We start from the raw sequence: 14,299 nt of genomic DNA, 5'->3' as shown, positions 1-14,299 counted from the left end.
ATAGTGGTTTTTTTATTTAAAGACAAGTCGTTTGTAAGTGTATTTTGCTTGATATTATTGTGTTTTGCAGTACACAGTCATTTGTTTATTGGTGCGCCCACAGTGCCTGCAATGCAAGATAGCGGCGTTATTTCTTTTGTACTTATAAAATACATTAAGCAATTACAGCCTACTATTATCAGCCTATTGTACATTGCCATTGTACTACTTCAGGCTATTCGTTTAAATATTTTGCTAAACGAATACCGGATGTTTTCGCAAACAGGCTTTACAACAGCCATGAGTTATGTGTTGCTGACGGGTATTTTTCCAGAATGGGCTAGTATTACACCTGCCTTAATTGCCAATAGTTTTGTTATTTGGATCTTTATACAATTAACCAAGCTGTACAACAATCCTTCACCAAAAAGTTTATTATTTAATACGGGATTGATAGTTGGTGCGGCTGTTTTATGTTATCATTCTACCGCCTTATTGCTTATTATCGTATTATTTGCTTTAATTATCGTACGTCCATTTGTATTAAGCGAATGGCTTGTATTACTGCTTGGTGTGCTAATGCCATTTTATATTATTGGTGCATTGTTATTTTTAAACGATAAAATAGCCTTGTGGCAAAGCTTTGTGCCTCGCATTCATTTTACCAAAGTAGTGTTCACTAAAAATATTTGGTTTTGGATAAATGTTGGTATTATCTCAGTAATGCTTTTATCTGGTTTTATTATGCTTAATGGCAATACTAACAGGATGGTGATACAAATTAGAAAAAACTGGGGCGTTATTATTGTAATGGCATTAATAATGATTCCTCTGCCATTTATTTTTAAAGATGCAGGTATGTTTGCAACGGCCTTAAGCATAGTGCCATTTGCAGCTATAATATCTAATGCGTTTGTATATCCTAAAAAAATGTGGTGGCCCAATATTTTGTTCTTTCTTGCAATTGCAGCCGTTATTCACAATAATTGGGTAATTATTAAAAATTAGAATAGCCTTAACTGGTATCTAATTACTTTTACAGCGTCTATTACCGTACACAATAATATTTAGTATATGAAATTTGGCGTAGTCGTTTTTCCTGGTTCTAACTGCGATAGAGATATGCAAGATGCATTAGAACAAGACCTTGGTAAAGAAGTTGTAATGCTTTGGCACAAAGACAACGACTTGAGTATGTTTACAACCGATGATTGTATTGTACTACCAGGTGGTTTTAGTTATGGTGATTATTTGCGCTGCGGTGCTATTGCACGTTTTAGCCCTATGATGCAAGCTGTGGTTGAATTTGCCAATAAAGGTGGTAAAGTGTTAGGTGTGTGTAATGGCTTTCAAATTTTGTGCGAAAGCGGTTTGCTGCCAGGTGTGTTATTGCAAAATGCTAACCAACAATTTATTTGTAAAAATGTGTTTTTACAACACACAACTGACGCTTTAAAAGTACCTATAGCACATGGTGAAGGCAGATATTTTGCAGATGATGCAACTATTGAAGAACTTGAAGCTAATGGTCAAGTGTTATTTAGATATTGTACTGAAGGTGGTGAAATAAATTCAGAAGCAAACCCTAATGGTGCTGTAAGGAATATTGCTGGCATACGTAATAAAGCAGGTAATGTGTTTGGTATGATGCCACATCCTGAAAGAGCAACTAACCGTACATTAGGTAATATAGATGGCCTAAGAGTGTTTGAAATTCTTGGTTTAAATTAATTGAGATAAAAATTAGTACATGAAAAAGTTATTATTTACAGCATTATTATTAGTTGGTTTCTCGGCTTTACAGGCACAAGTTCAGAACCCTGTTTCGTGGAAATTTGAAGCTAAAAAGAAAGGCGCTGATTATGAAATTATTTTAACAGCAACGGTTGACAAACCTTGGCATATTTACTCTCAAAATACGGGTAAAAATGGGCCTGTACCTACCAATATCACTTTCAAAAAAAATCCATTGGTAACTATCAGCGGTAAGGTTGTAGAAACTGGTAAGCTTGAAAAAGTGTACGATAAAAACTTCTCTACTGACGTGTTATTTTACAGCGGCAAAGTGGTATTTACACAATTGGTAAAAGTAAAAGCTGGCTTAAAAACCAATGTAAGTGGTACTGTAGAATATATGGTGTGTGATGATGAACAATGTTTACCACCAACCAAAAAAACATTTGACATCAAATTGTTGTAATGATTGTATAATAAGCACGTCATCACAAAAAATGAATAACAATTTATGAAAAGACATATTGTATTATTACTAGCAATAGCAATGATTGTATGTAAAATAAGCACTGCACAGGACGCAAAACCTGTGCAGTTTAATTTTACTGCCAAAGCTATTAACGACTCAACCGTTCAGCTAACCGTAGCAGCAAAAATTAGTAAAGGTTCTCAGCTATTTTCTACCAAGAAAGCAAATGCTGACGATGCTTTTGTATCTGCCTTAACGCTTGATACAACTGCTAAACCATTGGCTATTGTAAAAGATTCTGTAACTGAAAATGGTACACTACAACTGGTAAAATCAGCTGATAGCACAGTTTACAAGTTATACAGCGATAGTGTATCATTTACTTATTTGGTACATGTGAAAGTTGATAGTGCATTTACATTAAAAGGTGCATTTGCAGCCCTACTTAAAAAAGGCGAAGAATTTCCTAGTGAAGAAGAGAAATTTTCTGTGCAAATAGAAGCAGCATCTGTTAAGGCTGATGTTACGCAAAAAGATGAAACATTGCTGAGTGTGTTTTTATTATGCTTTGCCACGGGTTTATTTGCCATTATTACGCCTTGCGTATTTCCGTTAATTCCTGTTACTGTTAGTTTCTTTTTAAAGCGTAGCGGCTCTCGTCAGGCAGGTGTAAGAAATGCGGTTATCTATTCGTTGTCTATTGTCGCTATTTATACTATACCAACTATTTTAATTACTTTAGTGTTTGGCGATAAAGCATTGTATGTTATTTCTACATCAGCTATTTCTAACTTATTATTCTTTGCAATTTTCATCGTGTTTGCAGCATCATTCTTTGGTGCTTTCGAGTTAACGTTACCAAATAGTTGGGCAAATAAAGCGGATCAACAAGCTGGCAAGGGCGGCATTTTAGGCATCTTTTTTATGGCCTTAACATTGGTAATTGTGTCATTCTCTTGTACGGGCCCTTTGGTAGGTACATTACTTGGACAAACAAGTACAAAAGGAGTAAGCATTGCACCAATCATTGGTATGTTTGGTTTTGGTTTAGGCTTGGCATTGCCATTCTCTTTGTTTGCATTTTTTCCATCCATGCTACAATCGCTACCAAAAAGTGGTGGTTGGTTAAATTCAGTTAAAGTAACATTTGGCTTTATAGAATTGGCTTTAGCAATGAAATTCTTATCTAATGTAGACTTAATATACCATTGGCATTTGCTAAATAGAGATGTGTTTTTGGTTATTTGGATTGTTGTGTTTGTGTTAATGGGCTTGTATTTATTGGGTAAATTAAAGTTTTCTCATGATAGCGATCTAAAATTCATCAGTGTACCACGTTTATTCTTTGCAATTGCTGCTTTCAGCTTTGCATTATACATGGTACCTGGTTTGTGGGGCGCACCTTTAAAACCATTATCTGGTTTTATACCACCTGCAACTACACAAGATTTTAATTTAGATAATTTAAAATATACCGTTGGTAGTTCTACAAGTGCACCAACGGCTACAAACGTAGGTGTAAACCCACCTAAAAAGTACACTGATAAATTACATGTACCATTTGGCCTTACTGCTTACTTTGACTTAGAAGAAGGTATGGCAGCAGCAAAAATTTTACGTAAACCTTTAATGCTAGATTTTACAGGTCACTCTTGTGCTAATTGTAGAAAAATGGAGGAAGAGGTTTGGAGTAATCCAGAAGTATTAAAGCGCTTCAAAGAGAATTTTGTGTTAGTGAGTTTATATGTAGATGAAAGTACAGAATTGCCTACGGCTGAACAATACATAAATAAGCAAGGTGAAAAAGTACTAACTGTTGGCAACAAAAATTTAGATTACGAAGTGACGAAGTTTAATTTAAATGCGCAGCCACTTTATATGTTTTTGGACTTAAAAGGCAATGCATTAAGCGATAAGAAATATGGTTACGATTCTGATGTACAAAAGTTTATCAATCATTTAGATGCTGTAAAAGCAGCTTTTGATAAGCAACCTTAGGCAGCTTACCTTTGCGCTGTATGCAGGCAATTAACTACAAAAGACAACTTTATATTTTACTACTGGCTACTATCATCATTAAAGTGATAGTAGCCTTTTTTGTTGAGCTTGGTAACGATGAAGTGTATTATTGGACTTACGCTTTGCAGCCAGATTGTAACCATTTCGATCATCCACCAATGGTTGGTTTTTTGATTCGCTTAACTTCTTTAAATCTGTATTGGGCAAATGATGTTTCCTTAAGGCTTGGTGCTATTTTTGGTTGTGCTATTTCATCTTGGTTTATGTTTTTAATAGGCAAAACTATTAGCACAGAACGTACTGGTTGGTATGCTGCACTTATTTACAATTGCTCTGTTTACGCAGGTATTATTGCTGGGCTATTTATTTTACCAGATAGCCCTCAAATGCCTTTGTACACAGCAGCTTTGTACGTTATGAGCCTAATTATTTTTCAGCAAAAAGAATCGCAAACAAAACTGTGGTTATGGCTTGGGTTACTTATTGGCTTGGCTTGTTTGTGTAAAGTACACGGCTTGTATCTATGGGCTGGTTTTGGTTTATTTATACTCATCAAACGTATTAAATGGTTGCTAAATTGGCGCTTGTATGTTGCCGTTGTTATTACCTTATTTTGCTTATTGCCAATAGTTTATTGGAATATTCTTAACGACTTTATCACCTATAAATTTCACTCAGAAAGGGTAACGCACACTAGCCTGCAATGGGATATGTTCCTACAAGAAATTGTGGGAGAATTTGCCTACCAAAACCCAGCCATTTTTATTCTCATTATTACTTCTGTAATTGTAGGTATTAAGCGCAAAACCTTATTTACAGCCACTACTAATGCATGGTTGGTTTGCATGAGTGTACCTATGATTGCACTGTTTTGGGGCATTGCATTGTTCAACCCTACATTACCGCATTGGAGCGCCCCAGGTTATTTACCACTTTACTTTTTTGCTGCTATTTATTTAGAAACTATCACACAGAAACTATATCCTTTAGCTATAAAAATTGCTGGCGGTTTGGTTGCATTTGTTTTGCTAGTAGGTGTGTTAGCGGTACAAATTGCACCAAGAAATTTTGGTAGTCAAGATGCTGAGAATTACGGTGAATTTTGCCCCACATTGGATATTAGTGGCTGGAAAGATTTTAGCAAGAACTTTAATGACTTAGTACAAAAAGATATTGCTACTAAACAAATGCCTGTAAATGCGCCTATTGTTGTGGGTAAATGGTTTCCTGCGGGGCATTTAGAATTTTATACGAGCAAAATAACTGGGTTAAGGATTTTAGGTATTGGCGGTTTACAAGATGTACACAAATTTGCTTGGTTGAATAAAGAACGACAGCCACTTGCTATTGGTGATGCGGCTTATTGTATTGTACCATCAAACTTACCGTTTAATGTAAATGAAGCTTACGGTCAATATTTTACCACCATTGAATCGCCAGTTGTTATTAACCAAATGCGCAGTGGCAAAGCTGTGCGGTATTTTTATGTGTATAGATTAAAAGGCTGTAAGCAAGTGCCAGCAGCTATTCTTAAGTAGTAATTGGTTTAATATTTTAATAAAGATGAGGTTTGTTTTAAGTAGCACTGTATATTAGCAATATAATACAATTGAAATGAAGCAACCCAAACAACTTACAAAAGCCGATGAGGAATTTTGCGCTGTGGCAGGCGTAGCAGGTGTGGTTTTAGCTATTGCTTGTTTATTTCAAAATCTATATATCTCGCCAGGCCATTGGATTACTTTGGTAGTTACGGCCATTTTTTTGTTTAGTATCACGGCTTTTATATTGTTAGTACGAAAATCTACAGCTGCTTTTTTATGCGTTTGTATTAGCGCTTTGTTACTATTTGGCTATATGATTTTGCTGATTGTAGCCATTTTTGTGCTGCAGTTGCTAATCTTTTCTTGGATATTTTTAATTTTATTAGTGTATAATATCACTATCACTATTGTAATTTTTGCAAAAGATATTCCTTCAAAGCTTGTTTTGCGTAAGCAAACTTTATTGGCAGAAGAAGCATACTGGAATGAAAAATTGTAAAGAAATCGGATAAACTCTTATTGGTTTTCTAAAAATTTGAGCGATTTATTTGAAAGTTTAACTTGGATGTTGCCTTTTTGGTATAGATAGGGGTTAAACAAATATGTTTTATCCGTGTTTTGATCGCTTTAATCTCATAATAATATTAAAAAAGTATAAAAAAAATAGCGTTTTACACGTTGAATGAGTCTCTCTAAGCAACTTTTAATTTGGTGGATTGAATTTAACAATACTTTTGACTTTTTATAAGGCAAATCTTTTACTGTGAGCAAGCACATTAACAAAGTTTCTGCCGCCGGTTTGGTAATAGCACTCGGTATTATCTATGGCGACATTGGTACTTCACCCCTCTACGTTTTAAACTCAATTATCAACGGTAGGCGTATTTCGGAAGACTTGATATTAGGTTCGTTATCTTGTATCATTTGGACGCTAACACTACAAACAACTGTAAAGTACGTAATACTGACCTTGAAAGCGGATAACCGTGGCGAAGGCGGTATTTTTAGTTTATACGCCTTAGTAAGGCGAAGAAAAAAATGGTTGGTAATACCAGCCATGATTGGTGGTGCGGCACTATTGGCCGATGGTATTATTACGCCGCCTATTTCTGTAACATCAGCTGTTGAAGGTTTACGCCAGTTGCCAGCTTTGCATGAGATTACTACACAATCAATCATTTTTATTGTATTGGGCATTATTAGCTTTTTGTTCTTTTTACAACAATTTGGTACTGCGTCAATTGGTAAAATGTTTGGTCCAATAATGATTGTGTGGTTTGGTATGCTAGCGGTACTTGGTTGTAGTCATTTGTTTGATGACTTGGGTATTTTCAAAGCATTAAGCCCACACTATGCTATAGAATTATTAACTGTATATCCTAAAGGTTTCTGGATTTTAGGCGCTGTGTTTTTATGTACAACTGGTGCTGAAGCGCTTTACAGCGATTTAGGGCATTGTGGTAAAGGCAACATTCGTATTTCCTGGATGTTTGTAAAAACCTGCTTGATATTGAATTATCTTGGTCAAGGTGCTTGGTTATTAGCTACCTATCATGACCAAATTATTCCTGCTGCGCTTTTAGAAAATGGCTTTAATCCATTTTATGGTATTATGCCTCAGTGGTTTAAGTTGGTAGGCATTATTATTGCCACAGTGGCTGCCATTATTGCTAGTCAGGCTTTAATTTCTGGTTCTTTTACGCTTATTTCAGAAGCCATGCGTTTAAACCTTTGGCCTAAAATGAAAATCTCTTATCCAACTGATGAGAAAGGTCAAGTGTACATACCTGGTATTAACTTGTTGTTGTTTATTGGTTGCGTAGGTGTGGTTTTATTTTTCCAAAAATCATCTAACATGGAGGCAGCTTATGGCTTGGCTATTACCATGTGTATGATTAGCACGTCTATTTTATTTGCTAATTTCTTGGTAAGCCACCGTGTGTTACCAATTTGGATATACGTTTACCTCGCTACTTATTTCACCATTGAAGTATCTTTCTTGATAGCCAATTTAGAGAAGTTTCCTCATGGTGGTTATGTAACGCTAATAGTTGGCGGTGCATTGTTCGCTGTAATGTATGTTTGGTTTAGAAGTAGAAAAATTAAAAATCGCTACGTTGAGTTTGTACGCTTGCAGCATTATATACCAATGTTGAAAGAACTAAGCGAGGATACAAGTATTCCTACTTATGCCACACACTTGGTGTACATGACAAGTGCTAACAATCCTAAAGAGATTGAGCATAAAATCATCTATTCAATTTTAAATAGAAAGCCTAAACGTGCTAATGTGTATTGGTTTGTACACGTTGATGTATTGGATGACCCTTATACTTGCGAATACAGTGTAGACCACATTGTAAAAGATGAAGTGATTCGTATTGAATTTAGACTAGGTTTTAGGGTAGAGCAAAAAATCACGCTAATGTTGAAACAAGTCGTTCAAAACTTGGTATCTAATAAAGAAGTAAATATTACAAGCCGTTATACTAGCCTAGAAAGAAATAATGTCGTAGGCGATTTCCAAATTATTGTACTCGAAAAATTCTTAAGCCAAGATAATGAGTTGCCATTCTTTGAGCGTATTATTATGAAATTGTACTTCTGGCTAAAAGAAATTAGCTTAAGCGAAGAACGTGGCTTTGGTTTAGACCCAAGTAATGTTACAGTAGAAAAATTCCCATTGATTGTGTCAAACATACCAAGCTTTAAGCTTACAAGAATTGACCATCATTAATGAGATACATTAATGGAAAATAAAAAGCGAAGTAACTTAAGTTGCTTTGCTTTTTTTATACGGTTATACTATTGGTTTTATTGGTTTGGTATTCGTTTCTGTAAAAAAGGCTGTAACAAAAGGCTCAATGCCACCACAGCTAATGCGCCTGCTACATTTAGCCATAAAAAGCCAAGGCCTATCACATCGTATTTGTCTAAAATAAAAAGGGCAATTACAATTAGCTCCCCTAAAATGGCTGCATAAAACACTGCATTACTTTGTACTTTTTTTAGGTAAAAAGCTACCAGAAAAATACCTAGAATAACACCATAAAATAATGAACCCAACACATTTACAGCTTCAATTAAACTGCCAATACCTGTAGATAGTTCTGCTGTAATAATGCAGAAAATACCCCAACCAAGTGTATAGTATTTAGAGGTTTTATAATCGCTTTCGCACTGCGCCACATCATTAGCATCGTAGGTATTTTGTTTTCTAAAACGCAAGTGAAAGTCAATAACTGTGCAGCTTGCAAGTGCATTTAAAGCTGCTGCAATTGACCCCCAAGAAGCAATAAAAATGATAGCTATTAACAAACCTACCAAGCCTTTGGGTAAATAATCAACTACAAAACGCAGAAACACATAGTTGGTATCATTCGTGTCAGATGTTGGTAGCGCTTTTTTTAATGCCGTTTTGTATTGCTTTTGTAAACTGTTAAGTTGCTTGCCTGCTTGTTGCAAACTATCTTTTACAGTTATGCCATTACTAGCTACATACCTTGCTGTAAGTGCTTGCTGCTGCTGTTGTGCTTTGGTAAATTGTTGTTCAATGGTTGCTAACTCTGCTTTGTAGCTAGTTTGCTTTGCTTTTTCATCAACTGATTTGTTGAAAAAGATGGGTGCGGTATTAAACTGATAGAATGTAAATAAAAGTGCACCAATCAATAAAATAAAAAACTGCATAGGCACTTTTACAAGACCATTCATCAGTAAGCCAAGTTTACTTTCGGTATTATCTTTTGCCGTTAAATATCTACCCACTTGGCTTTGATCGGTACCAAAATAAGATAGGGCTAAAAAGAAGCCACCAATTACGCCACTAATAATATTGTATCGGTCTTTAAAGTCAAAGCCTTTTGCCGAAATGCCCGTGGTTATTACATTTAGCTTACCATTGGCACTACTTACTTTTAAGGCTTCTTTAAAGCCAATACCATTTGGTAAATAATGTACAATGTAATAGCCTGCTGCAAACATGCCTATAAATATAATGGCCATTTGCAATTGCTGCGTATAAGCAACAGCCCTTGCACCACCGCTTACAGTGTAGATAATCAATAAGCCACCCATTACAATATTGGTCCAAAAAATATCCCAACCAAGTAACGAAGAAATGATAATTGATGGTGCGTAAATGCTAATACCAGTAGATAAACCACGAGAAATTAAAAATAGCGATGAGGTGAATACTCTTGTTTTAATATCGAAGCGCTGCTCTAAATATTCGTATGCAGTAAATACTTTTAGTTTGCTAAATAATGGTACAAAAGTGATGCATAAAATAACCATGGCTATTGGTAAGCCAAAGTAATATTGTACAAAGCGCATACCATCGGTAAATGCTTGGCCCGGTGCAGATAAAAATGTAATGGCACTTGCTTGTGTACCCATAATGCTAAGTAGCACCAAATACCAAGGCATACTTCTGTTGCTTAAAAAATAGCCTTCTAAGTTTTTAGATGTACGACTTTTGTACAAGCCATAACCTATAATGCTTGCAAGTGTAACAGTTAGAACTATCCAATCTAATTGACTCATGCAAAATAGTTTGTAAACCAAATAAAGAAACCAATAATTGCTACTAGCACTACAATAGTAAATACATACCATTGCTGCCAAGATTTAAATAGTGGTATGTGAGACATGTACAGTTTAAGATTTTTAGTTGATGTTTATTTCCTTCTACTACCAAGTAATCCACTCATTAGTAGCCCAAGCGATAAGCCTATAATCAATCCAATTTTTACATTTTTTATAAAAATACCAATAACTACTGCTATTAGTATTAGCATAAACGCACTAATGCCTTTTCGCTGTTGCATAAGTTTTTATTTTTCTTGTGCAATTAAATTAGCCATTAAGCGGTAAGCACCAGGTACACCAGCAGGTAATTGCCTAAACAAGACTAAGCTTACGTAAGTAAAATTGCCTTTGCCAAACTTGGTAGTAATTAAGCTGCCATTACCTTGTTTCTCGCCTGTATCATTCATACCAATTAAGGCTTCGTAGTGGCTATCTACTTGTTCTGCTTGGTAAGTACTTCTTTCTTGAATCCAGCCATCAAAGTCTGAATCTATAATCTTATTTGGATAGTTAAGTAATGCATGATTTGGTAACAAGTAGTTCACTTTTGCGTCTTCTTCAGTTACTCTAGAACCAGCATTTACAATAAAAGGATAAGGCCCCATTTTAATAGTTTTGTTGCCTACTGTATTACTCTTTGCATATTGAACAATCAAGTTGCCACCATTTTTCATATAGGTCATTAACACATCGTATTTATTGGTTAAATACTCGTACAAGTTATAAGCCCTTACACCTGTTACAATAGCATCGTATTGTTTTAGATTAGCGTCAGTTAAGTCATTCTCGTTTAAGAAATTGACCTCGTAACCCATTTGTACCAATGCTTCTGCTACTTTATCGCCTGCACCTATAATGTAGCCTATTTTTTTGCCAATAATTTTTATATCTACATTAACCAAATTGGTTTTGGCTTTTGGAAAATAAGTAATGGTAGGTATATGGTCGTAACTAATCGTTTTGGTATAGCCATCGTATGTACCATCATTAGTGCTTAGATTAGCTACTTCGGTTGTATTGCTAGTTTTTATGTTCGGGGTAAATGTGCCTGCCCAATAGTTTTCAACGTTATTAAAAGTGCCGTAGGTAATGGTAGAAGCGCTGTATTTCCAGTTGGTTGAGTAATTCTGCTGAATGCGATATAACGTGCTGTCTTTTACGTTGCTTTTAAAATGTATTTGCGTAGCTACAGGCTTACCATTAAGCGATACAAAATTTTCTTTCACATAATTTAATTCCATTTTTGGCAATATCACTACAGGTTGATATAACTCACCTTTGGCAGGGTCTACAACCTTGAACATCACAGGTCGTTTAATAGTAAATAGTACACCTTCTATTATTACTTTAAAGGCTACCTCAAAAGCCGCGTCGTTTTCAGCTTTACCTATTTGCGTTTGATCTCTTACATCAAAACTGCCTTGTAGTTGCGGATATTCTAACCAATATGGTTGCGATATTTTTTGATTAGCAGGTACAGTAATGCTACTGTTTAATTGCACATTTACATTTACGCCTACAGTTAAGTTTAAGCTTGTGTCTATACCTTTTGTACTTATTTTTTGAAGTACAACATTGGCATTGTTTCGCTTATTTAAAAAACTAGTAAGTTTTAGTACATCACCTTGTGCAACACTGTTTTGCGTGGTGGTTGCTTCTACGTACAAACCGCTGCAAGCTTCTATAATGTCTTGTACTTCTTGCAGTTTTTTATTACGCCAATTATTCTCAGGTAATAATTTAATCGCTTGATATACTTGCACCAATGGCTTTACACTTAATTCGGGCTTTTCTATGTTATAAGTAGCAATAATGTCTTGAATTTTTGCTGATATTGCATCGCCACCAGCAATTCTGTGCCAGCTAATATCTATATCATCCATTAAATCGGCTTTGGGTGCAGTACCGCCAGTGGTTGTGAAGTATTCAAATATTTGTCCGCGTCTTCTTGGTCTACCTTCACCTTGGCTTTTATGCATACTTCTTGCTTCGCCACCTAGTTCTCCATAACTTTTGCCTAATAAATTATTATAGCCACCAACATCAATTTTTAATTGTTCTTCACTTGTAGTATTGGTACTGCCAAAGTTAAAAGTGTTCCAAAGTATGCGTTTTGCTTGCCAAGGTGTTACACCATATTTAAATTGCTCAGGAAATTTCGTTGGGTCAGCCGCTGCTTTAAATGCTTCATCTGCTAGTAATGCCGAGGCAGAATGATGCCCATGACCAGCCCTTGCATCACCAGGAAAACGTTTAATAATCACATCTGGTTGGTATTTACGAATCACCCAAACCACATCACTAAGTATTTTGTCCTTGTTCCAAATGCGCAATGCTTCCTGCGGGTTTTTACTAAAGCCAAATTCATAAGCTGTACTAAAATATTGCTCTGCACCATCAATTCGCCTTGCAGCAATCAATTCCTGTGTTCTAATCATCCCAAGTTCTACACCTTGTTCACTACCTATCAAGTTTTGGCCGCCATCGCCACGTGTCAGGCTTAAGTAAGCAGTTCTGTACAATTTCTCTTTGGCAAAAAATGGTAGTAAGCCATTATTCTCATCGTCAGGATGGGCTGCTATATATAATACACTACCAAGTACTTGCAATTTCTTTAGCTGCATCAATATATTAGCACTATTATAGGTAGGTGGTGTTTGTGCTAGTACACAGTTAATAGTAGCCGATAATAAAAATAAACTGCAAATTATTTTCTTCATCATTATAGTAATAAAATAGGTGCTAACGAAGATAGTGTTACAAAACCAAACAACATTTGTTATACACGGAAAAGCCAATATCCATACTTTATAGCCATTGTTTCTCGCACTTTCATTTTACAATCTAGTTTGCTAGTGAAATATTTTCAACAGTGCTTTTTTCTTTTTTATATCATCATCTTTAGTAGTTCTATTAAGTTATTCAATAAACAGACAAACGGCTGAAGCATTGCTTCAGCCGTTTGAGTTAGATGCTTCGTACCTCAGCATGACAAGTTTACTTTAGGTTGTAAACAGTCATCATTTTAAGTAGTACACCGTTGGTCCAGCCGAAGCCATCTTGGCCAGCATATTCACCACCGCCTGCGGGTAAATTAATGTTCACCACGTTGTATTTTTCCATCAGCTTGCCAGTTTCTTTATACACTTTTATGTTAAGGGCTACCCAACGCTGTGCAAGGTCTTTGGCAAGTGCTGTTTGCTGATAATTTTTTAAGCCTTTTACCGCTATCCATTGCAAAGGTGCCCAACCATTTGGCGCATCCCATTGCTGACCAGATGTGGTTAACGTAGTAACCATACCACCGGGTTTTAAAAAGTTGGCTTTTAAAGTATTTGCTATGCCTTGTGCTGCTGCTTTATCTGCCAAATTAAAAAACAAAGGACTAATGCCTGCTGCAGTCATGATAGTGCTTTGTTGCTTGGTGGCAATGTTATAGTCAAAATACCAATTGCGCTGTGCATTGTAGCAATATTTGTTAATGGCTTGCTTGCGTTTGGCAGCTACTCGTTCAAAGGTTTTTGCTTGGGCAGCATTGCCAGCTAATTGGTAGCATTTAGCCAGTGTTAATTCTAACTGGTACAACAAGCCGTTTAAGTCAACAGGAATTAAATTAGTGGTTTGTATGGTGTTGATGTTTTTGCCATCTGCAAACCATCGTGTACTAAAATCCCAACCACTTTCGGCACCACTGCGTAGGTCTTTACTTTTTTGTGCAAATACTTTTTTTACGGTAGCTACAGATGCTTTTTCTGCTTCAATATTCGCTAGAGTATAATCTTCTTTGTAGCTCTCTTGTCTTGGTGCGTTGTCAGCATCGTAATAGCGGTTTAAAACGCTGCTATTAGGCATAGTTACGGCATGTTTGGTATTGGCGGTTTTGTCCATCCAATAATTAACTCAAGTTGCTAGTTAATTTTCTTTAGCTGTAAAGCAAACAGGAATAATGCTATTTTCAGGGGGAAGC

The 14,299-nt window shown here is 35.9% G+C and carries 11 protein-coding genes; 7 read left to right on the top strand and 4 right to left on the bottom strand.

Going from position 1 to position 14,299, the window contains the following annotated elements; translation table 11 throughout:
- The first annotated feature begins 3 nt into the window (after positions 1-3).
- From ACT9TX_RS04480 to ACT9TX_RS04450, 7 genes are all read left to right on the top strand, one after another.
- The gene (locus ACT9TX_RS04480) at positions 4-987 is read left to right on the top strand and encodes a DUF6427 family protein (protein ID WP_481337020.1); all 984 of its coding nucleotides are present in this window, start codon (positions 4-6) and stop codon (positions 985-987) included.
- Positions 988-1,053: 66 nt separating this feature from the next.
- Positions 1,054-1,710 carry a phosphoribosylformylglycinamidine synthase subunit PurQ gene (purQ, locus tag ACT9TX_RS04475; RefSeq protein WP_481337019.1) on the top strand — a complete coding sequence of 219 codons (657 nt, stop codon included), beginning with the start codon at positions 1,054-1,056 and terminating at the stop codon, positions 1,708-1,710.
- Positions 1,711-1,729: 19 nt separating this feature from the next.
- Positions 1,730-2,179, top strand: coding sequence for a protein-disulfide reductase DsbD domain-containing protein (locus ACT9TX_RS04470; protein ID WP_481337018.1), 450 nt, complete (start codon positions 1,730-1,732; stop codon positions 2,177-2,179).
- Between the two features lie 45 nt (positions 2,180-2,224).
- Entirely contained in the window at positions 2,225-4,180 is a 1,956-nt protein-coding gene (locus ACT9TX_RS04465; protein WP_481337017.1) for a protein-disulfide reductase DsbD family protein, read from the top strand.
- A 20-nt stretch (positions 4,181-4,200) separates the two neighbouring features.
- On the top strand, positions 4,201-5,739 hold the full coding sequence (locus tag ACT9TX_RS04460; protein WP_481337016.1) for an ArnT family glycosyltransferase: 1,539 nt from the start codon (positions 4,201-4,203) through the stop codon (positions 5,737-5,739).
- A gap of 76 nt (positions 5,740-5,815) precedes the next feature.
- Positions 5,816-6,244, top strand: a complete 429-nt coding sequence (locus ACT9TX_RS04455) for a hypothetical protein (RefSeq protein WP_481337015.1) — start codon at positions 5,816-5,818, stop codon at positions 6,242-6,244.
- 264 nt (positions 6,245-6,508) lie between these two features.
- A complete protein-coding gene (locus ACT9TX_RS04450; protein WP_481337014.1) occupies positions 6,509-8,482 on the top strand; it encodes a KUP/HAK/KT family potassium transporter in 1,974 nt (657 codons plus the stop codon).
- A 77-nt stretch (positions 8,483-8,559) separates the two neighbouring features.
- On the opposite strand, the gene ACT9TX_RS04445 is transcribed toward ACT9TX_RS04450, so the two are convergent.
- From ACT9TX_RS04445 to ACT9TX_RS04430, 4 genes are all read right to left on the bottom strand, one after another.
- Positions 8,560-10,287 (bottom strand): sodium:solute symporter family protein, encoded by a 1,728-nt coding sequence (locus tag ACT9TX_RS04445; RefSeq protein WP_481337013.1) that lies wholly within the window; start codon positions 10,285-10,287, stop codon positions 8,560-8,562.
- Positions 10,288-10,421: 134 nt separating this feature from the next.
- Positions 10,422-10,571 carry a hypothetical protein gene (locus tag ACT9TX_RS04440; RefSeq protein ID WP_481337012.1) on the bottom strand — a complete coding sequence of 50 codons (150 nt, stop codon included), beginning with the start codon at positions 10,569-10,571 and terminating at the stop codon, positions 10,422-10,424.
- 6 nt (positions 10,572-10,577) lie between these two features.
- Entirely contained in the window at positions 10,578-13,055 is a 2,478-nt protein-coding gene (locus ACT9TX_RS04435; protein WP_481337011.1) for a PIG-L family deacetylase, read from the bottom strand.
- 274 nt (positions 13,056-13,329) lie between these two features.
- Positions 13,330-14,220 carry a trehalase family glycosidase gene (locus tag ACT9TX_RS04430; RefSeq protein ID WP_481337009.1) on the bottom strand — a complete coding sequence of 297 codons (891 nt, stop codon included), beginning with the start codon at positions 14,218-14,220 and terminating at the stop codon, positions 13,330-13,332.
- Between the last annotated feature and the right edge of the window lie 79 nt (positions 14,221-14,299).

The organism is Parasediminibacterium sp. HNIBRBA5674 (genome assembly GCF_056745525.1).
The sequence above is the reverse complement of the archived record's forward strand: the minus strand, read 5'-3'. Positions and strand labels throughout refer to the sequence as shown.

Excerpts from the sequence above, each read along its gene's own strand:
- ACT9TX_RS04465 (WP_481337017.1), top strand. The coding sequence starts at position 2,225 with ATGAAAAGACATATTGTATTATTACTAGCAATAGCAATGATTGTATGT.
- ACT9TX_RS04430 (WP_481337009.1), bottom strand. The coding sequence starts at position 14,220 with ATGGACAAAACCGCCAATACCAAACATGCCGTAACTATGCCTAATAGC.
- ACT9TX_RS04460 (WP_481337016.1), top strand. The coding sequence starts at position 4,201 with ATGCAGGCAATTAACTACAAAAGACAACTTTATATTTTACTACTGGCT.
- ACT9TX_RS04435 (WP_481337011.1), bottom strand. The coding sequence starts at position 13,055 with ATGATGAAGAAAATAATTTGCAGTTTATTTTTATTATCGGCTACTATT.
- ACT9TX_RS04455 (WP_481337015.1), top strand. The coding sequence starts at position 5,816 with ATGAAGCAACCCAAACAACTTACAAAAGCCGATGAGGAATTTTGCGCT.
- ACT9TX_RS04470 (WP_481337018.1), top strand. The coding sequence starts at position 1,730 with ATGAAAAAGTTATTATTTACAGCATTATTATTAGTTGGTTTCTCGGCT.
- purQ (WP_481337019.1), top strand. The coding sequence starts at position 1,054 with ATGAAATTTGGCGTAGTCGTTTTTCCTGGTTCTAACTGCGATAGAGAT.
- ACT9TX_RS04440 (WP_481337012.1), bottom strand. The coding sequence starts at position 10,571 with ATGCAACAGCGAAAAGGCATTAGTGCGTTTATGCTAATACTAATAGCA.
- ACT9TX_RS04445 (WP_481337013.1), bottom strand. The coding sequence starts at position 10,287 with ATGAGTCAATTAGATTGGATAGTTCTAACTGTTACACTTGCAAGCATT.